Annotated in this window: 23 protein-coding genes; 10 read left to right on the top strand and 13 right to left on the bottom strand. The window is 35.8% G+C overall.

The window, feature by feature from the left end:
- Positions 1–240: 240 nt before the first annotated feature.
- The 6 genes from gcvP (at position 241) to EKL96_RS04510 (ending at position 7,727) form a co-directional block, all read left to right on the top strand.
- Complete coding sequence (gene gcvP, locus EKL96_RS04535) at positions 241–3,090, top strand: aminomethyl-transferring glycine dehydrogenase (RefSeq protein ID WP_126458742.1); 2,850 nt, start codon at positions 241–243, stop codon at positions 3,088–3,090.
- A gap of 278 nt (positions 3,091–3,368) precedes the next feature.
- Positions 3,369–4,427 (top strand): 3-oxoacyl-ACP synthase III family protein, encoded by a 1,059-nt coding sequence (locus tag EKL96_RS04530; protein WP_126451777.1) that lies wholly within the window; start codon positions 3,369–3,371, stop codon positions 4,425–4,427.
- 235 nt (positions 4,428–4,662) lie between these two features.
- Positions 4,663–5,187, top strand: a complete 525-nt coding sequence (locus tag EKL96_RS04525; protein WP_126458739.1) for a methyltransferase — start codon at positions 4,663–4,665, stop codon at positions 5,185–5,187.
- A 104-nt stretch (positions 5,188–5,291) separates the two neighbouring features.
- The gene (locus tag EKL96_RS04520; RefSeq protein WP_126458736.1) at positions 5,292–6,140 is read left to right on the top strand and encodes a glycosyltransferase; all 849 of its coding nucleotides are present in this window, start codon (positions 5,292–5,294) and stop codon (positions 6,138–6,140) included.
- Between the two features lie 79 nt (positions 6,141–6,219).
- Entirely contained in the window at positions 6,220–6,969 is a 750-nt protein-coding gene (locus EKL96_RS04515) for an MlaE family ABC transporter permease (protein ID WP_126451774.1), read from the top strand.
- Positions 6,966–7,727, top strand: coding sequence for an ABC transporter ATP-binding protein (locus EKL96_RS04510; RefSeq protein WP_126458733.1), 762 nt, complete (start codon positions 6,966–6,968; stop codon positions 7,725–7,727). Before EKL96_RS04515 ends, EKL96_RS04510 begins: the two co-directional genes overlap by 4 nt.
- 4 nt (positions 7,728–7,731) lie before the next feature.
- Here the strand turns inward: EKL96_RS04510 and EKL96_RS04505 are convergent, their stop codons facing one another.
- Both EKL96_RS04505 and EKL96_RS04500 read right to left on the bottom strand, forming a co-directional pair.
- Complete coding sequence (locus EKL96_RS04505; RefSeq protein WP_126458730.1) at positions 7,732–8,334, bottom strand: SprT-like domain-containing protein; 603 nt, start codon at positions 8,332–8,334, stop codon at positions 7,732–7,734.
- Between the two features lie 19 nt (positions 8,335–8,353).
- Positions 8,354–9,031: an SDR family NAD(P)-dependent oxidoreductase gene (locus EKL96_RS04500; RefSeq protein ID WP_126451771.1), complete on the bottom strand. Its 678-nt coding sequence runs from the start codon at positions 9,029–9,031 to the stop codon at positions 8,354–8,356.
- Positions 9,032–9,162: 131 nt separating this feature from the next.
- On the opposite strand from EKL96_RS04500, the gene EKL96_RS04495 reads away from it, so the two are divergent.
- The gene (locus tag EKL96_RS04495) at positions 9,163–9,741 is read left to right on the top strand and encodes a GNAT family acetyltransferase (RefSeq protein WP_126458728.1); all 579 of its coding nucleotides are present in this window, start codon (positions 9,163–9,165) and stop codon (positions 9,739–9,741) included.
- Here EKL96_RS04495 and EKL96_RS04490 read toward each other — a convergent pair.
- From EKL96_RS04490 to EKL96_RS04445, 10 genes are all read right to left on the bottom strand, one after another.
- A complete protein-coding gene (locus tag EKL96_RS04490; protein ID WP_126458725.1) occupies positions 9,734–10,714 on the bottom strand; it encodes a M28 family peptidase in 981 nt (326 codons plus the stop codon). The two genes, EKL96_RS04495 and EKL96_RS04490, sit on opposite strands and share 8 nt — an antisense overlap.
- A gap of 18 nt (positions 10,715–10,732) precedes the next feature.
- Entirely contained in the window at positions 10,733–11,386 is a 654-nt protein-coding gene (locus tag EKL96_RS04485; protein WP_126458723.1) for a hypothetical protein, read from the bottom strand.
- Positions 11,387–11,390: 4 nt separating this feature from the next.
- Positions 11,391–12,440, bottom strand: coding sequence for an ATP-grasp domain-containing protein (locus EKL96_RS04480; protein WP_126458720.1), 1,050 nt, complete (start codon positions 12,438–12,440; stop codon positions 11,391–11,393).
- 22 nt (positions 12,441–12,462) lie between these two features.
- The gene (locus EKL96_RS04475) at positions 12,463–13,173 is read right to left on the bottom strand and encodes an NRDE family protein (protein WP_126458717.1); all 711 of its coding nucleotides are present in this window, start codon (positions 13,171–13,173) and stop codon (positions 12,463–12,465) included.
- The gene (locus EKL96_RS04470; RefSeq protein ID WP_126458714.1) at positions 13,161–13,649 is read right to left on the bottom strand and encodes a DinB family protein; all 489 of its coding nucleotides are present in this window, start codon (positions 13,647–13,649) and stop codon (positions 13,161–13,163) included. Before EKL96_RS04470 ends, EKL96_RS04475 begins: the two co-directional genes overlap by 13 nt.
- Before the next feature lie 9 nt (positions 13,650–13,658).
- Complete coding sequence (locus EKL96_RS14415; RefSeq protein WP_231507385.1) at positions 13,659–13,865, bottom strand: hypothetical protein; 207 nt, start codon at positions 13,863–13,865, stop codon at positions 13,659–13,661.
- Positions 13,866–14,051: 186 nt separating this feature from the next.
- The gene (locus tag EKL96_RS04460; protein WP_126458711.1) at positions 14,052–14,510 is read right to left on the bottom strand and encodes a YHS domain-containing (seleno)protein; all 459 of its coding nucleotides are present in this window, start codon (positions 14,508–14,510) and stop codon (positions 14,052–14,054) included.
- 2 nt (positions 14,511–14,512) lie between these two features.
- Entirely contained in the window at positions 14,513–15,112 is a 600-nt protein-coding gene (locus tag EKL96_RS04455; protein WP_126458708.1) for a peroxiredoxin-like family protein, read from the bottom strand.
- Positions 15,113–15,192: 80 nt separating this feature from the next.
- A complete protein-coding gene (locus tag EKL96_RS04450) occupies positions 15,193–15,870 on the bottom strand; it encodes a Crp/Fnr family transcriptional regulator (protein WP_126458705.1) in 678 nt (225 codons plus the stop codon).
- A 99-nt stretch (positions 15,871–15,969) separates the two neighbouring features.
- Positions 15,970–17,109 carry an acyl-CoA dehydrogenase family protein gene (locus EKL96_RS04445; RefSeq protein ID WP_126458702.1) on the bottom strand — a complete coding sequence of 380 codons (1,140 nt, stop codon included), beginning with the start codon at positions 17,107–17,109 and terminating at the stop codon, positions 15,970–15,972.
- Between the two features lie 88 nt (positions 17,110–17,197).
- Between EKL96_RS04445 and EKL96_RS04440 the strand changes: the two genes are divergently transcribed.
- From EKL96_RS04440 to EKL96_RS04430, 3 genes are all read left to right on the top strand, one after another.
- On the top strand, positions 17,198–18,268 hold the full coding sequence (locus EKL96_RS04440; protein WP_126458699.1) for an anhydro-N-acetylmuramic acid kinase: 1,071 nt from the start codon (positions 17,198–17,200) through the stop codon (positions 18,266–18,268).
- Between the two features lie 67 nt (positions 18,269–18,335).
- Positions 18,336–19,562: a Glu/Leu/Phe/Val dehydrogenase dimerization domain-containing protein gene (locus EKL96_RS04435; protein ID WP_126458696.1), complete on the top strand. Its 1,227-nt coding sequence runs from the start codon at positions 18,336–18,338 to the stop codon at positions 19,560–19,562.
- Positions 19,563–19,968: 406 nt separating this feature from the next.
- Entirely contained in the window at positions 19,969–20,868 is a 900-nt protein-coding gene (locus EKL96_RS04430) for an energy transducer TonB (protein WP_126458693.1), read from the top strand.
- 218 nt (positions 20,869–21,086) lie between these two features.
- On the opposite strand, the gene EKL96_RS04425 is transcribed toward EKL96_RS04430, so the two are convergent.
- Positions 21,087–21,482 carry an ExbD/TolR family protein gene (locus EKL96_RS04425; RefSeq protein WP_126458690.1) on the bottom strand — a complete coding sequence of 132 codons (396 nt, stop codon included), beginning with the start codon at positions 21,480–21,482 and terminating at the stop codon, positions 21,087–21,089.
- Between the last annotated feature and the right edge of the window lies 1 nt (position 21,483).

The raw sequence follows: 21,483 nt of genomic DNA, 5'->3' as shown, positions 1-21,483 counted from the left end.
ATAGTGCGTCATTCGGACCAAAGCATAACACGATAAACCCACGTGAATACTACTATTAATATAAAAATCGAATATTTGTTTAAAAAACCTCATTAGACAAAATTAATCAAAGTGTTAATAAGAACGGCTTTTAGTTGAAAAATTCACAGAAAATCCGATTAAAAAAGGCCATTAATAGCATATTAATATTTAATTTTACAGCCTTTTAAAACAAGAAACACACAACCTATTTTATATACAATGAAAACAGACGCTTTTGCATTAAGACACATTGGCCCTAGAGAAAATGATTTAGAACACATGTTAAAGACAATTGGGGCAGCAACGCTGGAACAATTGATTCAGGAAACGATTCCAAGTGACATTCGTTTAAAATCTGATTTAGATTTAGAACCTGCAATGACCGAATATGAGTTTGCAAATCACATTCAGAAATTAGGGAATAAAAATAAAGTTTTTCAATCCTACATTGGTTTAGGATACAATGCCGCAATTATTCCTGCAGTGATACAAAGAAATGTATTTGAAAATCCAGGATGGTATACTGCCTATACGCCGTATCAAGCCGAAATTGCGCAAGGCCGTTTAGAAGCCATTTTGAATTTCCAAACGATGGTTATCGAATTAACCGGAATGGAAATTGCGAATGCCTCTTTATTAGATGAAGGAACTGCAGCCGCAGAAGCAATGGCACTGCTTTTTGACGTTCGTTCTCGGGATCAAAAGAAAAATAACACCAATAAATTCTTCGTTTCTGAAGAAATATTACCCCAAACTTTATCCGTTTTACAAACACGTTCCACGCCAATTGGTGTCGAATTAGTACTAGGAAACCATGAAACATTCGATTTTTCATCGGACTATTTTGGAGCAATCCTTCAATATCCGGGAAAATTTGGGCAAGTACATGATTATACTGCCTTTATCGCTAAAGCAGCTGCAAACGAAATAAAAGTAGCTGTTGCCGCTGATATTTTGAGTTTGGCTAAATTGACACCACCCGGAGAAATAGGCGCTGCTGTTGTTCTTGGAACAACACAACGTTTTGGAATCCCGCTAGGATACGGTGGTCCGCACGCCGCTTATTTTGCAACAAAAGACGAATATAAAAGAAGCATGCCGGGAAGAATCATCGGCGTGACAGTTGATACGGATGGAAACCGCGCCTTGCGTATGGCGTTGCAAACCCGTGAGCAACACATCAAACGGGATAAAGCGACTTCTAACATTTGTACCGCTCAAGTATTATTATCCGTTATGGCCGGAATGTATACCGTGTATCACGGACCAAAAGGATTGCAATATATTGCAAATAAAGTACATGCTTCAGCAGCGACATTGGCTAATGCATTAGAAAAATCTGGTTTCCAGCAAATGAACACTGCTTTCTTTGACACCATTGTCATCAAGGCTGACGCTAAAAAAGTAAAAACAATTGCAGAAGAAAACGAAATTAATTTCTATTACATTGATGATAATACGATTTCAATTTCCTTAAACGAGACGACAAGCATTGCTGATTTGAATAAAATTATTGCTGTTTTCGCTTCTGCAAATGGGACTCCGCTTACACTGATTGAAACGTTATCAAAAACCAATCATTTTCCTGAAAACATAAACAGAACATCAACGTTTTTACAACACGATGTTTTCAATAAACATCACTCAGAAACAGCTTTGATGCGTTACATCAAAATGTTAGAAAGAAAAGATTTAGCGTTGAATCACTCGATGATTTCATTAGGGTCTTGTACCATGAAACTGAATGCCGCTTCAGAGATGTTGCCGTTAAGCATGCCACAATGGAATAACATTCACCCGTTTGCACCACTTGATCAAGCGCAAGGATATCAGGAAATGTTGGCTAAATTAGAACAACAATTAAACGTCATTACTGGTTTTGCAGGAACAACATTACAACCTAATTCAGGTGCTCAAGGCGAATATGCCGGATTAATGGTGATTCGTGCGTACCACCAGTCAAGAGGAGATCACCACAGAAACATTGCTTTAATTCCATCATCCGCACACGGAACGAATCCTGCATCAGCAGCGATGGCAGGAATGAAAGTAGTGGTAACTAAAACATTGGAAAACGGAAATATTGACGTAGAAGATTTACGCGAAAAAGCAGTTTTACACAAAGACAATCTTGCCTGTTTGATGGTAACCTATCCATCGACTCATGGAGTTTTTGAAAGTGCCATTAGAGAAATCACACAATTGATACACAGTAACGGAGGCCAAGTATACATGGATGGTGCGAATATGAATGCGCAAGTTGGATTGACAAATCCTGCAACTATTGGCGCTGATGTATGTCACTTGAACCTACATAAAACATTCGCGATTCCTCACGGCGGCGGCGGACCAGGAGTAGGACCTATATGCGTTGCGCCACAATTAGTGCCGTTTTTACCTACTAATCCTGTAATTCCAACTGGTGGAGAAAACGCGATAACAGCAATTTCTGCCGCACCTTGGGGTTCCGCATTAGTGTGCTTGATCTCTTACGGCTATATCTGTATGCTAGGTGCCGAAGGGTTGAAACAATCTACTCAATATGCCATTTTAAACGCCAACTATATTAAAGAGAAACTAAACGGTCATTATGATACGTTGTATTCTGGAGAAATGGGTCGTGCCGCACACGAGATGATTTTAGAATGCCGCCCTTTCAAACAAAAAGGAATTGAAGTTACTGATATTGCAAAACGCTTGATGGATTACGGTTTCCATGCACCTACGGTTTCTTTCCCAGTGGCAGGAACATTAATGATTGAACCTACAGAAAGTGAAAACCTGGAAGAGTTAGATCGTTTTTGTGATGCCATGATTGCAATCCGTAAAGAAATTGAAAACGCAACATTAGAAGACAAAAACAATGTTTTGAAAAATTCGCCCCACACATTAGCCATGCTAACTACTGATATCTGGAATTTTCCTTACACTCGGGAACAAGCCGCTTTCCCATTAGATTATATTGCCGAGAATAAATTCTGGCCAACCGTACGAAGAGCAGATGATGCCTATGGAGACCGAAACTTAGTTTGTTCCTGCGCACCAATTGAAGCCTATATGGAAAGTTAAACCACTACAAAATGTCTCGAGAAATCGAGACATTTTTTTTGCGCAAAAAAATTATCTGACCAGAAGCAATCTTTTGATAAAAAAAATAAAAAAGCAGTTTTTTTAACTTAAAAGAAGTAAGAAATAAAAATCGCATCAAAACATTCCTTTTACAATAAAAAAATTAATATTTTAGCCAATAAATTATTATTTCACAATTATATGCGTGCATAGTAAATATTGTGACCGTACTAATTTTTTAATGATTAATTTAGCATAAATTTTGGAAAATTAACGCAATGAAAATAAAAATAGCTGGAATAGGAAGTTATATTCCTGAGAAAAAAATAAGCAATACAGATTTTGGCGAACATGTTTTTTTAAACGAAGATGGAACCGCTTTTGGTTATCCAAACGAAGTAGTCATTAATAAATTTAAGGGAATTACCGGAATTGAACACCGGCGCTATGCAGAGGATCATTTAAACTCCTCCGATCTCGCTTTTTTTGCCGCTCAAAAAGCAATAAAAAATGCTGGAATTGATCCTGAAACAATAGATTACATCATCTTTGCTCATAACTTTGGTGATGTAAAATACGGCACAAGCCAGTCCGATATGCTTCCAAGTTTAGCCACACGTGTCAAACACAAGCTACAAATAAAAAACCCAAAATGTGTTGCATACGACATCCTTTTTGGCTGTCCCGGATGGATCGAAGGCGTACTTCAAGCCAATGCTTACATCAAATCCGGCATGGCAAAACGTTGCTTGGTTATAGGTTCAGAAACGCTTTCCAGAGTAGTCGATGCGCATGACAGGGATTCCATGATCTACTCAGATGGTGCCGGCGCTTCTATCATTGAAGCTTCAGATGATGACACCGGTTTGTTAGCGTATGAAAGTGCCACCTATGCAAATGACGAAGCCAACTATTTATTCTTTGGAAAATCCTACAATCCTGATTTAGATCCGGACATTCGCTACATAAAAATGTACGGACGTAAAATCTATGAATTTGCATTAAATCATGTCCCTGCAGCCATGAAAAGTTGTTTAGACAAAAGTGGACTAGGTATTGATGATGTCAAAAAAATTCTTATCCATCAGGCTAACGAAAAAATGGACGAAGCAATCATACAGCGTTTTTACAAATTATACGACAGAACAGTTCCTAAAGACATCATGCCCATGAGTATCCATGAACTGGGAAACAGCAGTGTTGCTACCGTTCCAACTCTTTTTGACCTGCTCATCCGAGGCAAAATAGAAAATCAGGAAATACACAAAGGAGATGTTATGATTTTTGCCTCTGTTGGAGCAGGAATGAACATCAACGCCTTTATTTACCGATATTAATTCTTTTTAGGAAATTGTAATCAGGAGCTAATCCGGCTGTCCTTTACAATTCCTCACTACAAAACTTGTTTTTCTAAGGTGCAGTAAAGCTTCTTTTAGTCGCTTTTTGCACCTTGAAAAACTACATTTTGAAGCTCCGGGATTTTCATTGCCATCCGGGCTAAAAAACAATCTTCAAAAACACATTTATTACTATATTTGTGCCTTCGTTCCCCAGCGGACAAATCAAAAAAACATGTACGAAAAAACGTTTCCCAATAAAAGATTCAAACATACTTTAGAATTTCTAAAAAAACATGTCTCCTCCTCAGAGACCATCTTAGACTTAGGCGTTGAAAACCCTTTCTCTAAAATCATGAAATCCGAAGGATTTACAATTACAAACACAACCGGAGAAGACTTAGACAAGGACCAATCCGTATTTTTAAGAGAACAAAAAGAGGTTGTAACCGCTTTCGAAATTTTTGAACATTTACTAAATCCTTTCACTATTTTAAACGAAATAAAATCGGATAAACTTTTTATTTCTATACCATTGCGACTGTGGTTTTCTCCAGCTTACCGCAGTAAAACAGACCTCTGGGATAGGCATTACCACGAATTTGAAGACTGGCAACTCGATTGGCTATTAGAAAAAACAGGCTGGAAGATAATAGATCGGCAAAAATGGACCAATCCCGTTAAAAAATTTGGAATTCGTCCCTTATTAAGAAAGTTTGCCAACCGATATTATATTGTTTACGCTGAAAAAATCAAATAGATTTAAGATTGTAGATTAACGATTTCTGATTTCTGATTTCTGATTAACGACTTGCAACAAATCGTTAATCTGAAATTTAAAATCTAAAATCTAAAAATTTTTAAATGAATTATTACATTGTTATTCCGGCCCATAACGAGGAAGCATTTATTGCTTTAACGCTAAATTCTTTGATTTCGCAAACCATTTTGCCCAAAAAAGTAGTCGTAGTCAATGACAATTCTACTGATAAAACAGCCGAAATCGTTATGGCTTTTGCCAAAGAAAATCCGTTTATCACATTGGTCACTAAAACCTCCCAAGCAATTCATTTGCCGGGAAGTAAAGTTATTCAGGCCTTTCACAAAGGTTATGAAACATTAGATGAAAATTATGACGTAATCGTGAAACTGGATGCCGATTTAATTCTGCCCAACAACTATTTTGAAACTATTTTAAACATTTTCAAAAAAGATGCAACAATAGGAATGGCAGGCGGATTTGCTTATATCGAAAAAAATGGCACATGGATTCTGGAAAATCTTACTGACAAAGACCATATTCGTGGCGCATTCAAAGCCTATAGAAAAGCATGCTTCGAGCAAATAGGCAATTTAAAACCGGCAATGGGTTGGGACACCGTAGATGAATTACTATGTAAATTTTACGGATGGAAAGTCATTACGGACACTTCATTACTGGTAAAACACCTAAAACCAACTGGCGCCAATTACAATAAAACTGCACGTTACAAACAAGGCGAAGCATTTTATACTTTAGGCTACGGCTTTTTAATCACTTCCATCGCTTCGGCAAAGCTGGCAATAATGAAGAAAAAACCGCTACTATTTGTAGATTACATCAGCGGTTATTGGAAAGCTAAAGCAGCTAAAACTCCATTATTAGTTACAGAAGAACAAGCAAAATTCATTAGAAAATATCGTTTAAAAAAAATGAAGGAAAAGCTTTTTTAGCTTCCAAAATCAAAAACTGCTAAATTGAAAGATATAACTCCTTACAATTTTTGTAATTTAGCCCATATTCGCAAAACTTATGATGCTCATTCGATATATAACACAGATAGGAAGATACTTCCTAATGCTGAGAGAAATTTTTAATAAACAGACCAAATGGTCTGTGATGAGAAATTTAATTTTCAAGGAAATTGATGATCTAATCATTGACTCTCTTGGTATTGTTGCCTTTATCTCTTTTTTTGTTGGAGGTGTAGTTGCTATACAAACTGCTTTAAATCTAACTAACCCATTAATTCCAAAATATCTTATCGGTTTTGCGACACGACAATCCGTAATATTAGAATTCGCACCCACTTTTATCTCCGTGATTATGGCCGGAAAAATGGGTTCGTTTATTACCTCCAGTATAGGAACCATGAGGGTTACCGAACAAATTGATGCCTTAGAGGTGATGGGTGTAAACTCCTTAAATTACTTGGTTTTTCCTAAAATAATCGCCTTATTATTATACCCATTCTTAATAGGAATTGCTATGTTTCTGGGAGTTTTGGGAGGCTGGATGGCAGGCGTTTATGGTGGTTTTATCTCTAGTACTGAGTTTATAAATGGCACACAGATGGATTTCATCCCGTACCACATTGTTTATGCATTCATAAAGACACTGATATTTGCCATGTTACTGGCCACAATCCCCTCTTTTCATGGCTATTATATGAAGGGCGGTGCGCTTGAAGTAGGTAAAGCCAGTACCGTTTCTTTTGTTTGGACATCAGTTTCCATAATACTATTCAATTATATACTAACACAGTTGTTACTAGGATCATGATAGAAGTACAAAACATAGAAAAATCATTTGGTGGAAATAAAATTCTTAAAGGTATTTCTACGGTTTTTGAAACCGGAAAAACCAATTTAATTATTGGACAAAGTGGATCCGGAAAAACAGTTTTGCTCAAAAGTCTTTTAGGCATTCATACTCCAGAATCTGGAACAATTTCATTTGATGGTCGAATTTACTCGGAATTAACGTCTGACGAAAAACGAGAACTTCGCACTGAAATTGGAATGGTTTTTCAAGGAAGTGCTTTATTTGATTCCATGACTGTAGCTGAAAATGTTGGCTTCCCATTAAAAATGTTCACTAGAGACAATAAAGCAAAAATTCAGCAGCGCGTAGATTTTGTATTAAAAAGAGTCGATCTTACTGACGCCCATAAAAAACTCCCTTCGCAAATTTCAGGAGGAATGCAAAAACGCGTTGCTATTGCCCGCGCCATTGTAAACAACCCCAAATACTTATTTTGTGATGAACCTAACTCTGGTTTAGACCCAAATACAGCTATTTTGATTGATAATCTTATCAAAGAAATCACTGAAGAATACAACATGACAACGGTTATCAATACACATGATATGAACTCCGTAATGGAAATTGGGGAGAAAATTCTATTCCTGAAAGATGGTTTAAAAGCCTGGGAAGGAAACAAAGAAGAAATTTTCAGAACCGATAATGAGGCTGTTGTCGCCTTTGTTTATTCTTCAAATTTATTCAAAAAAGTACGTGAAGCGTATTTGAAAGCGTAAAAAGCTAGCTTGACCTCAACAACTCCACCTCAGCATTAGGATTGAATAAATAGGTTTTTCCAGAACTCATTTCCAGACACTCAAAGCGCTTAGTTCTTACGGCAATTTTCTTGAATATCTTTCCGTTTTGGATTCGAAAAACACTACCGTATGGGATTTCGAATACATAGTTTTTGTCATTTTGCTGGTCAAATTGTTTCAGGGCTAATGCCAAAGTAGCATCAGTATCGCTGCTGGCTGTAGGATTTTTGAAATGTCGAGCTAACAAAGGCAACAAATGATTCGGAAAAATTTCTGGTCGAATATAAGGAATCATCAACCGTTGAAAAGAATATTTCCATTCGTCCCCATGCGGCTTAATATTTCTGCCGAACTTTTCAAACGCAACCAAATGCGATATTTCATGAATCAACGTAATCAAAAACTTGTATTTATTGAGATTTGAATTTACCGTGATTTCATGCTTCCCGTTTAAGCCTTTTCGATAATCACCATGACGTGTCTGACGCTCGTTGACAATCTTAAGATGCACTTGATTAGCAACAATAAGTTCAAAAACGGGTTTTACCGCATGCTCTGGAATAAATCTGGCTAAGGTTTCGCTCAAAATAGACGTGAGTTATAAATTAAGGATTCGTAGAAGAAACTTGCAACACTTTACCATTGAAATATTTATTTCCAGTTAAAGTAAAATCATAAATATAATTAGCCATTTCACCCGCTGATATTGGCGCTTGATATCCCGGAAAAGCTTCTGCCAACATTTCTGTTTGCACGGAACCCAAAGCCAAAACATTGAAAGAAATCCCGCGTTCTTTATATTCTTCAGCTAATAACTCTGATAACGTAATCACGGCTCCTTTACTTGAACTATACGCTGCTAATCCAGCAAACTTTAAACTTCCCTGAATCCCACCCATAGAACTTATGGTTACTACATGGCTTCCTTTTTGCAGATAAGGCAGGCAAATTCGAGTCAAATTAGCCACTCCAAAAACATTGACCTTATAGATGTTTTCGAAATCTTCCTGAGTCGTTTCTGAGAAAGGTTTCAACAATAAACTTCCGGCGTTATGAATGACTGCATCTATTTGTTTCCAAGACTTAGAAAGGAAATCACTTACTTTCACTAATTCAGATTCATTGGACAAATCAACTGAAAGACAGATAATATTCTCGTTGCCCAATAAAGCTTGAGGAATCTTTCTGGATATGGCTAGTACTTGGTGTCCCGCATTGGCAAATTGCAATGCCAATTCAAATCCTATTCCTCTACTCGTTCCTGTGATGATAATATTTTTCATGTTGCAAAAATAAACAAAAACGACAAAAAAATAAGGCTTTAGGCAAAGGATTGTTGTTACAATAAAAATTAAAAATTTCAGGAATTTTACTTATTTTTGACAAACCAAATTAACATCAGATTTCAAGAAAAATGACCGAAAGCATACAATTCGAAACTGCAAAAATGAGTGACATTGATGGAGTATTGGTATTACAAGAATTGTATCTTGTAGTAAATTTATCCGAAGAAGAAAAAATTTCTGGATTTGTTACTACGCCATTTTCAATACTACAACTAACCGAAGTTATTCAAAAATCAGAATTATTTATTGCCAAGAAAAACAACAAAATCATTGCTTACATTTTTGCAGGAAGTTGGGAGTTTTTCCAACAATGGCCCATTTTCAATTACATGAGCTCCTTGTTTCCTGAATTACACTTTTTAGATTTTAAAATCACCACAACAAATAGTTTTCAATACGGACCCATTTGCATTCACAAGGAATACCGTGGCAGGGGATTGATCAAACCACTGTTTGAATTCATGAGAACACACATGACACAAAAATATGCGTTGGGTTTGACATTTATCAATAAAATAAATATCCCGTCTATGAAAGCGCATACCGAAAAACTAAAATGGACCATTATTGGGGATTTTCAGTTCAATAATAATGACTATTCTATATTAGCGTATAATATGAATCAGCCGGTTTCTAAAACTATTTAAGCAATACGATTTCTTGTGTTGGCGTATTTGCCATTTGCGTTACAGCGGGTAATAATTCTTGAATAAAAGAAGTCATGTGAGGAATATCCATCGCTTTGAAATCATCCGAAACATGATGATAAAAGTCAAAATTTTCAAAATCGAATGTACTCACTGATTGGCAAGGCACCTTAAAAACATCATAAAAAGAGAAGTTATCGGATCTGTAAAATAATTTATATTCGGCTTCTTTTGGAAGAAAACCAATCGTATTTTTTCCAGTATATTCATTGATTTTACCTGCCATATTGGATTTATCAAAACCAGTAATATAAGCTAGATACGCTCTTTTCATTGGCACACCAATCATTTCAATATTGAATTGAGCATACAATTTAAAATCTTGCGCTTTCAGTTTTTTGGATAAATGCTTAGAACCTAATAACCCTTTTTCTTCTCCTGCAAAAAATACAAAAAGAATACTTCGCTTATTGTTTTTGGCTATGCTAAAATATTTTGCCATTTCAGCAACTGCAGTTGTTCCTGAAGCGTCATCATTGGCACCATTGTTTATAAAATCTCCCTTCACTCCTTTTTTATCCAAGCCAATATGATCGTAATGTGCGCTTAGCATTATAAATTCATTTTTAAGAACCGGATCGTTGCCTTCAACAAAACCGACGATATTAAAAGCGGTTCCCTTAAAAGTGGATAATGTATCGCGATACGATTTGAAATAAGGTTTTACATTGTTGTCTTTAAAAAACTGCTCTAAATAATCCGCCGCTTTTACCATTCCTTCTTTTCCGGTTTCCCTTCCTTCCAGTTCATCCGAAGCTAAATATTTTAATGTTTTAGCAACGTCATTTTCTGATACTTTATAGTCAATATCAACTGGGGTTTTTTGCGTCTTACTAGCTGTTTGGGCAATAATAACTTGAGTTGACAGACAACCTAAGAAAATTAAAAAAAGAGATAGGAATGCTTTTTTCATGATATTGAGATTTCTATTTTATAAAAGGGTTTTATTTCGATAATATTTCTTGTAGACTTTACCCATTTGAACAAGAGCCAAAACCACAAAAAATGACGGAATTACTACTGGCATTACATATTGATAAAAACTGGTTGTGTTTTTAGATAAGGTATTTAATATTAAAACTAAACTTAACATCCCAAAAAATGTGCCTACCAAAGTTCCTGCAATATAATACAGTTTGAGCTTATTTACAATGGAAATATAATCCCCATTTATCAAATAGAGATTCCAGCCGGTCCAAAACGGCACTTGAAGAAAATTGATACAATTCAACAATACACCAATAAGGAAAGGAGAACACATAGCATAACTCTCTAAAATCCCTTGTTCTTCCATTATTTGACTGGAATTAGCATAAAAAGAATACCCTAAAATCAACAGAAAGAGAACGGCAAAAAAATCAATAATTTTCATTAATTTTTTATTGTTTACTAATTGCTTTGCGAAAATTAAAGTGAGATAAATCACAACCATCTCTACGAAAATCACTCCTAATAAAAAGAAAAACAAGCTATTCATTCCTAGCTTTGAATAGATTTCGAAACCTACAACATTCAAATAACCCAAGGGTATCGAGCCGACAAAACTCACTAAAAAACCAACAAAAATGTTCTTTAATGCCTTCATTATTTTAGAAATTTACAATTTTATAGCTTTGTTTCAGATGCATTCTGTATTCTTTCATCCCCTCTTTATGCCCTAAATATGGAGTGCCATTTTTATGGTTTGCCACACTTATTTCGTACATGTAGGTAATGTGACGCGCAAGTTCTTTCCAGGCAAAAAACAAAGAATTTTTTGGATCATAAATGTGGGTGGGCTCACTTGCAGCTCCATTCAGCTCCACAACTGAAAAGTTCAATCCTTGTTCTAATTCTTCAATAGTATTGTACATCACATCCATTCTCCCAAAGTAGAAACCAGGAATTTGCAAACACATTTCGTTAATAGTCTGTGTCAATTTTGGTGTTACCCAATGGCTTCCATCAATGAATTTTGCGCCTCGTGCATGATTCCCATACGGCACCAGATTCAATTTTTCTCCTTTTGGAAGAATCTCGAGTAGTTTTTTTCCGTATTCTTGTTTCAAAACCTTTAATTGCAGTTCGTATCGCGGATTTTCTTTGATTAATTCTTCTACGGTAGAGAATCCGGTTCCGGTAATAATCAGAAATTCTTTAGAAACAATTCCAGTAATTCTACCGGTTTTTTCATGAGGATAACGCACATAAAAAATCCCGACTTCATTGTCAAACGGAATTAAATCCTGCACTACATAATCAAAATTTGCTTTTTCAGCATATTCTTTTAAATCTTGAACATTGTTAATTTTTTTGACTCCGGAGCCTCGCAGTCCAATATCTGGTTTTGCAATCAAAGGATATTTTATTTTTGATACTTGAATCGTCTTTAAAATTTCTTCAAGAGTAGTTCCTTCTTTTATTAATTCCGTTTTTGGGTAATAGTGTTGTGGAATCAAATTGTAGATTTGTTTTTTGGACTCCATCATAAAACCGCCATTTTTTATGGTTGGATTAGACGCATTAAAGAAAAAAATAGATTTTGCCTTGATGGAATAATAGGACCAAAGAAAATAAATTGGAATATACACAATCTGGAAAGGCCAGTATTCCCAATGCGTAACTTTATAAAAAAATAGTTTGATTCGCCTGTTCGTCATAACTCGGGTCAATGTGTACGTATTAAACGGTGATAAATGAGGTCGAAAAATCCTGTTGCGCAATCAAATCGTAATGCAATATAGCAACTTTATTTTTTTCAATAACTGCTTGTGTAATGCTCAACGTTTTCATTTCGTCATTTCTATTGATAACCAAACCATTTTCATCATTTCCTTCTTCGGTGTAGCGATGAAAATCGTGCATTTTTGATTCGGAAATTTCAGGATTCTCATTCATAAAAGTGTGAAACCACTGCAAACGCTGTTCACGCATGGCTAATGAATATAACGTTGATGAAGACCAAATATGATTTTTACGTATGTCTAAAGATATTGTTTCTTTCTTTTTTCCGTTCCAGCGCAATTGAAAAAGAGCGTTGTTTTGAAATAAAACTAATGTAAAAGGTTCAATGTTTTCCAAATCAATTTCGCTCCAGAAATCCTTTGGAGATAAGCTACTGATCATCTCTAAAACAATCAAGCCACGGCTTTTTCGATATGGGAGCTGTACTTCATGCTTTTCATCCGCACCGTTTAAAAGTACCAAAATTACTCCGTCAGCATTAGCCACAAACCACGTTCCTCCTGCTTTTGGATCCTTTGGGAAAATAATATTTTTCCCGTTTACGGTATAACTTTTTGGAGGTATTGCACTGGGTCTTACTGTTTTTTCATCCCGATTGGAGGTAATGATAATTGTATCATTCGTTGCTACAAAACTTACTGTGCACATTGATTTCTATATTCGATGGTAGATCGGGCAACTCCAAAATTAGGGTCAATGATTACTGTTTCACATTGTAAAATAGCTACTTTTATAAGTGCTTGATGGTGAATGCAATGTTCTAGATTATACAGTAATTCTCTGAAATAATTACTCTCAATTCGGATTTCCTCTCCATCAATAACTTGCAACAACTCGATATTTTTGTTTTTCTTGTTTAAATTTTGTTGAATCAAGACGATGTTTTCAATAGCAAAAGTCGTATCCGTTTGAATACGGGAATTTCGTTCTCTTTTGTCATAATTCACAATGCCTGAATCATATTGATTTTCTAAGCACTGAAACATTTCAAGAATATGTCTGGTATGCTCCCCAATAGTTGCATTACTTAATTCCGCACAAGAATTTGAATATTCTTTTTGCGACAATTGATTCAGCAAATCAATCAGCTCGTTTAAACTATTATTAATAGAAGGTAGTAGCATATTTACGTTTTAATTCAACAAATTCATCACTTTAGTTCTGTCATTAATAATTAAAGTAGCGCAACAAAGAAAGGCAATTAGAGCCAAAATAAAAAGTGTCCCACCATCATTTTTAACTTCAAGCCTAAGCACAAACAGATGGGCAAAAACCGCACCAACCATAATTCCGCAACCCAATACAGCGTCAAACAAGAAAGTTCTTGGTATTAAGATCAAAATTACCACAATCAACTCGGCAATTCCAGTGCCAATTCGTCCATAAGGTTCTACCCCATAGTAGAAAAAACAGAAACCGATTCTTCACTCCCCGTAAATTTGAAGTACAGCGTTTGGACTAAAATTACTGCTGTCGTAAATCTCAGCAATCAGAAAAACAGAGATAGTTTCATGATTTCTATTTTTTTAATTCACTATTTTATTCCAATTTACATCGGCCTTCATCATCAATCCAGATTCATTCTTGTTCCAGCTTTTCAATGTATTATTAAAAAAAGCATTGTAAAACAAATACAACTTCCCATTCTTTATTTTGAAAGTCTCCGGATTTATAGACACTTTTTCATTAGAATCTCCCATCGCAAAAGCACACCAACCTCCGTACTGCGGTTCAAATTTTGAAGGATTCTTTAAGAAATAGTCTTTATTTACTGGCATCGAAAAATAATAAACCACGCCTTCATGCAATGCTGTTATTTCTTTTTTGCCTTTCACTGCTTTTCCTTGTTTGAAATAAGCCACAGGATCATGTCCTTGAATAGCCACATTTTTTTCAAGATTAAAATGATCCATTCGTTTGCTGTCGTTTTGTGCAAAGCCAGAAAAAGCAAACAAAACGGTTAGAACAAACAGTACCTTTTTCATGACTATTTACTTAACGATTTTGCAACGGCTATCAACAAATCATTTGAAATTCTGTTTTTGAAATTTGGAGTGATGTACTCAAATTCAATTTCCGCATTTACATTTAAAATAAACACCGCCGGAACAGGCAAAAAAGAGCTATTTACTCCTTCAGAATCTTTATTGAGAATGGCTTTATAATTTTCTGGTGCTTGAAAAGCAATCCCAACCGCCTTCGACAATTCACCTGCACTGTCTGACAATAACAAATAATTTAACTTTTCTTTATCATCTGTACCTTTCAAGCTTTTTGGAGCATCGGGACTTATTGCGATAATTTGATATCCTAAATCCAACAATTCTTTTTCGGCTTCGGCCAAAGCGGCTAAATGAGCATTACAATACGGGCACCAACCACCACGGTAAAAAACTAAAACCGTTCTTTTCTTACTGATTAATTCCGTTACATTAACATCCTTATTTTCTACAGATTTCAAAGTAAAAGTAGGAATTTTTTCTCCAATAAGCAATGGAGCGATTTCTGTGGCTAATTTTGGTAAATTATTTTGAGCGTAAGCGGATAATCCAATTGTAAATAAGGCCAGACAAATTATTTTTTTCATAGTGTTACATTTTTAAGTTGTAAAACTACTGTACTATTTCGAACTGATTTGTCGGCTATGTTACAGTTCCACTAAATTAATTATAATGCACTGATGTCCGTTATAATAATTTCTCTCCTGCTGTAAACAATAGTACCATTCGTTTCCATTTCATTCAGTAATTGTGTAGTTGTCTGCCTCGAAGTGCATATAATTTGGGCAATATCATTTTGGGTCAGGTAATTTTCAATAACTACTTTATCACCTATTTTTTTTCCTTCTTTCTCAGCCCAATCTTTCAGGAACTGAAACAATCTGGTTCTGGCGTCTTTAGAAATCAAATTAGAATAACTGTTCTTAATGCGTTTCATCTTTAATCCTACAAACTTGGTGTAAGACAACGCCAGACTTGGATTTTGCAATAATAAATTTTCAAAATCCGACATTAGAAAACTACAGATAGCCACATCATCCGAAAGTACTTTTGCATATTCATTAGAGTGGCTGTCGGCTTCCAAAGCCAGTTCCCCAAATAAATCTCCTTTTTGAATAATATCTTTAATTGTTTCATTGCCGTCTTCATCAACTGCCACAATTTTTATATTCCCTTTTTTTAGAAGAAAAATTCTTGGCAAATCCGAAGAAGAAAAATAAATAATTTCGCCTTTCTGTGCTTTTTTAAAACCGGTGATGATACACAATTCCCTGATTTGTCCAAAACTCAACGTCCGGAATAATTTATGATCGCGCAAATACCAATATTTTAAATCTTCGTACATAAAAAAAAATTTCCGTAAATGTATTGAAAAAATGATTTGAAAAATAAAACCCTTTCAAATCATAACTTGAAAGGGTTTGTAAAATAGTATGCAATATAATTATGAAACTAATGTTCTTGAAATTACAATTCGTTGTATTTCAGAAGTTCCTTCGTAAATTTGAGTAATTTTAGCATCCCGCATCATTCGCTCCACATGATATTCAGCTACATATCCATTTCCGCCGTGAATTTGAATAGCTTCAATTGTAGTATCCATTGCCGTTTGAGAAGCAAATAACTTAGCCATAGCACCCGATTGCGTAATATCTTTCCCTTCGTCTTTTTCAGAAGCTGCTTTTAGAACTAGCATTTTTGCCGCCATAATTTGAGTAGCCATATCCGCTAATTTGAAAGCGATCGCTTGATGTTTGAAAATTTCCTTTCCAAAAGATTTTCTCACTTGAGAATATTTCAATGCTAATTCGTACGCTCCGGTTGCAATCCCTAATGCTTGGGAAGCAATCCCTATTCGTCCTCCGTTTAAAACTGCCATAGCAAAATTAAACCCAAAACCATCTTCTCCAATTCGGTTTTCTTTCGGAACTTTCACATCAGAGAACATCAAAGAATGCGTATCTGAACCACGAATTCCCATTTTCTTTTCTTTAGGTCCAATATCAAAACCCGCCCAACCTTTCTCTACGATAAAAGCATTGATTCCTTTATGTCCTTTTTCAATATCTGTTTGAGCAATTACAATATAGGTTGACGCTGAAGAACCATTGGTTATCCAGTTTTTAGTCCCATTCAACAAATAATGATCCCCTTTATCAAGAGCTGTTGTTTTTTGAGATGTGGCATCTGAACCCGCTTCTGGTTCTGACAAACAAAATGCTCCAATTACTTCCCCTTTTGCAAGCGGAACCAAATATTTCATTTTTTGTTCTTCATTGCAATATTTTTCAAGACCAGCACAAACTAATGAATTATTCACAGACATAATTACTGCCGCAGAAGCGTCAACTTTTGAAATTTCGGTCATAGCCAAAACATACGAAATACTATCTAAACCGGATCCACCATATTTAGGATCCACCATCATTCCCATGAAACCCAAATCAGCCATCATTTTCACCTGTTCAGTAGGAAACTTTGAATGTTCGTCTCTTTCTATAACTCCGGCTAACAGTTCTGCATTTGCAAAATCGCGTGCCGCTTGCTGAATCATTAAATGCTCTTCGGTTAGATTAAAATCCATATTTTTATTGTAAATTAAATGTTCTTAAATTTGTCGTCAAAAGTAATTATTAAATATTAGATTTCAAACGATTTCGTAAATTTAGCCAATGTTTAAAGAAAAGTATACAATTATAGGAGTCATGTCCGGAACTTCACTGGATGGTGTAGATTTGGCATATATTGTCTTTACTGTCAAAAATAATGAATGGGACTTTCAAATCCTGGAATCCGAGACGGTTCCGTATAGCATTGATTGGTTAAACAAATTGAAAATAGCTGTCGGTTTTTCTGAAACTGCTCTCGAAAAATTAAACCAAGATTACACGCAACTTCTGGCTGCTATCATTTCTGATTTCATCGAAAAACATGAAATAAAAAATCTCGATGCCGTTTGTTCCCACGGCCATACTATTTTGCACCAACCCCAAAACGGATTCACACTTCAAATTGGAAATTTGCCGGAAATTGCCCCTTTAATTAGCCAAACGGTTGTTTGTGATTTCAGAATTCAGGATGTGCAATTGGGAGGTCAAGGTGCCCCTTTGGTTCCTATTGGCGACCGCATTTTATTTTCTGAATACGAGTATTGCATGAATTTAGGCGGTTTTTCGAATGTGTCGTTTGAACAAAACAACAAAAGAATTGCCTTTGATATTTCACCGGTAAACACTGTTTTGAATTTTTATGCCAATCAACTGGGATTAGATTATGATGACAAAGGCAGTATTTCGAAAACAGGAATTTGCAACAAAGATTTAGTACAGGAATTAAATGCGTTGGATTTTTACCAAAAGAAACATCCTAAATCGTTGGGTTTTGAATTTGTAAAAGAAACCGTTTTACCTATTATAGAAAGCTATTCCATTCCCATAAAAGACAAATTACACACGTTCACGGAACACGTGGCGCTGCAAATTGCGGTGGCTTTACCCAATAAAAAAGGAAGCCTTTTCATAACTGGCGGTGGCGCTTACAATGATTTTCTGATGGAGCGCATTCAATGTCATTTACCGGAAATGAAAATTATTATTCCATCAACTAAAATTCTGGAATTTAAAGAAGCGTTGATTTTTGCATTACTCGGCGTTTTAAAATTACGAGGCGAAATAAATGTATTGAGCAGCGTTACAGGTGCAAAATCAGATCACAGTTCGGGAATTATTTATTCTCCAAAATAAAACTAAAAATACAGATTTCACATTATTCTATTTTTTATATTTGCCAAAATTAAATATATCGCAACAAATGAAAGATTTATTAAAGAAATTCGAAAATAAAGAACCTGAAATAGTTTTCCATTGGAAAGATGCTGAAACTGAAGCTGAAGGATGGACAGTCATCAATTCGCTACGTGGTGGCGCTGCCGGTGGCGGTACTCGTATGAGAAAAGGGTTAGATATGAATGAAGTGTTGTCTCTGGCAAAAACCATGGAAGTGAAATTTTCGGTTTCCGGGCCAGCTATTGGCGGCGCTAAATCTGGAATTAATTTTGACCCGAATGATCCAAGAAAAAAAGGCGTTTTACAACGCTGGTATAAAGCCGTTTCTCCATTATTGAAAAGCTATTACGGAACCGGTGGCGATTTGAATGTGGATGAAATTCATGAAGTAATTCCCATGACGGAAGAATGTGGCGTTTGGCATCCTCAAGAAGGCGTTTTCAACGGTCACTTCAAACCGACAGAAGCAGATAAAATCAACAGAATTGGACAATTGCGTCAGGGTGTGGTGAAAGTGATTGAAAATCCAAAATTCTCACCAGATGTTTCCAGAAAATATACTATTGCTGATATGATTACAGGTTATGGCGTTGCCGAAGCCGTTCGTAATTATTACACGATTTATGGTGGCGATGTAAAAGGAAAGAAAGCTATCGTACAAGGTTTTGGAAATGTCGGTTCAGCTGCCGCATTTTACTTAGCCGAAATGGGTGCTAAAGTAATTGGTATTATCGACAGAGATGGTGGATTAATAAAGGAAGAAGGATTCACTTTTGAAGAAATTAGAGCTTTATTTTTGGCCAAAGACGGAAACAAACTGGTAGCCGAAAACATGATTCCTTTTGAAGAAATCAATCAAAAAATATGGACAATCGGTGCTGAAATATTCACTCCATGTGCCGCCTCGCGATTAGTCACTCAATCTCAAATTGACAGCTTAATTGCAAATGGGCTTGAAGTAATTTCTTGTGGTGCAAATGTTCCCTTTGCTGACGCAGCAATATTTTTCGGTCCAATTATGGAAGATGTAGATCATAAAGTGAGTTTGATTCCTGATTTTATTTCGAATTGTGGTATGGCTCGTGTTTTTGCTTATTTCATGGAAAAGAAAGTACAAATGACGGATGAAGCTATTTTTCAAGACACTTCAGAAATTATTAAAAAAGCGATTGAAAAAGCGCATAATTTGAATCCCAGTAGAACAAATATTAGCGCCACTGCTTTTGAAATAGCATTGAAGCAGCTTACTTAAAATAAAAAAGTATTCTTTAATCCGTTGGGGGTAATTCAATTTGTTTAATTTTTTAACCACATAGAAACATAGATTTTTACTTTATGGAAGGCGTTTCACTTTTTAGTAAAAACCATGGCTAGGTGAACTCAAGAATTGGGCTATATGACTCTTTTTTTCTATGTTTCTATGTGGTTCGATTTTTTTAAAATTAATTTGAATTTTTATTAATATTACCCAACTCATTATTCTTTAATCTCGGAACTGATATTAAGAAGATTTTATAATATATTTAATCCCTTTTCTTATTTTTAGTTTTAAGCGAAAGCGATCTTATTTATATTCTGGCAGTCGCTTTTTACTCTTAACAATTTTTAGTACTTTTCAACGTTTTTTAGTAATACACTTTTTTAAATTTAAAACACAAATGAGTTTCACCATTTTATCAGATCAAAAGAAATCGTTAGCACTATCCATTCTTTTGTATGCGACAATGTTGTTAATTTTATTTTTTATCCGTTTCTGGCCTCCTGCAAACATGGATGAACTTGCTGGTGGCGGTGGTGGCGGTGGCGTTACAGTAAATTTTGGCGACAGCGATTTAGGTTCGGGTGCGAATTATAAAAGCGAAGTTTTGGAGGTAAAAAACCAAACCAGACAAACGCCTGCTAAATCAACTCCAGAGGAAGCTATTTTATCTCAGGAAAACAGCACTGAAGAAAGTGTTGTGATTCCGACAAAAGAAAAAACTAAAAAACCAACAGTAGTTATAAAAGAAGCAGCAAAACCAGTAGTTGTAAAACCTAAAGTTTCTAACAATACCAATAATGCTTTATCCAGTTTCATGAAAGGCTCCAATAAAGGCGGAGATGGCGATGACAAAGTAGCCGGAAACAAAGGGAAAGCAAACGGAAGCCTGAGTTCAAACGGTTATTATGGAACGGGTGGTTCTGGAGGAGGAACAGGCGGCGGAAACGGTACTGGAAGCGGAATAGGAACTGGCAGTGGCTATGGTTCCGGAAGCGGGGGTGGAACCGGAAGTGGCTCTGGCGGCGGAGTGGGATATTCGTTAGGAAACAGAAAAGCTGTTTCTAAACCCGCACCAAAATACACGTGTAATGAACAAGGCAAAGTTGTAGTTGAAGTATCTGTAGACAGATCCGGACGGACAGTAAATGCCGTTGCTGGTGTTAGAGGAACCACGAATACCGCAAAATGTTTATTAGACCAAGCCCGAATTGCAGCAATGAGCACGAGATGGGATGCCAGCAGCGATGCCCCGGAAAAACAAGTCGGTAAAATTGTTTACAATTTCAATTTGAATTAGAGCAATTAGGAAGCGTATCTTTTTATCATTGCGAGGAATAAAGTAATGACAACTGCGTAACATCAGAGATACAACTTTGCGTAAGGGATAGTAGCAAGTACCGAAGTACTGCGGATAGCCCGACCGCAATAGAAAAAGGGGCTAATCAACACTATGCTGATTAGCCCCTTTTTCTATTACGGTCACGCCCAAATAATCCTGTAAATAAAATGACAGTATTACTTTGGACTGGTAGCAATCACAAACTTCAAATTGTTTTTGACTCCTATTTGCAGTACATCAACTAAGTCTTGCACTTGCAAATTGAATGGAATACGAACAATAACCGTTTGATCCTTCTCTAAATTCATCTTAGACATCAAGGTTGTTTCGAGTTCTTCAAAGGAAACCGCCTGCTTGTCTATGTAGAATTTTTTATCCTCAGTGACAGATAAACTAATGTATTGCTTATTTGTTTTCTCGTTCGCCTGAGCTTTTGGCAAGGTCATCTTGATCACATTAGGATTTGCCAACGTTGATATAATCAAGAAAAACAACAACAGGAAAAACATAATATCACTTAATGACGATGTGGCTACCTCAGCATGAAATCTTCTTTTTCGTTTTATAGACATG

The sequence above is a fragment of the Flavobacterium sp. LS1R10 genome (assembly GCF_003968825.1).
Taxonomy (GTDB): Bacteria; Bacteroidota; Bacteroidia; order Flavobacteriales; family Flavobacteriaceae; genus Flavobacterium.
The sequence above is the reverse complement of the archived record's forward strand: the minus strand, read 5'-3'. Positions and strand labels throughout refer to the sequence as shown.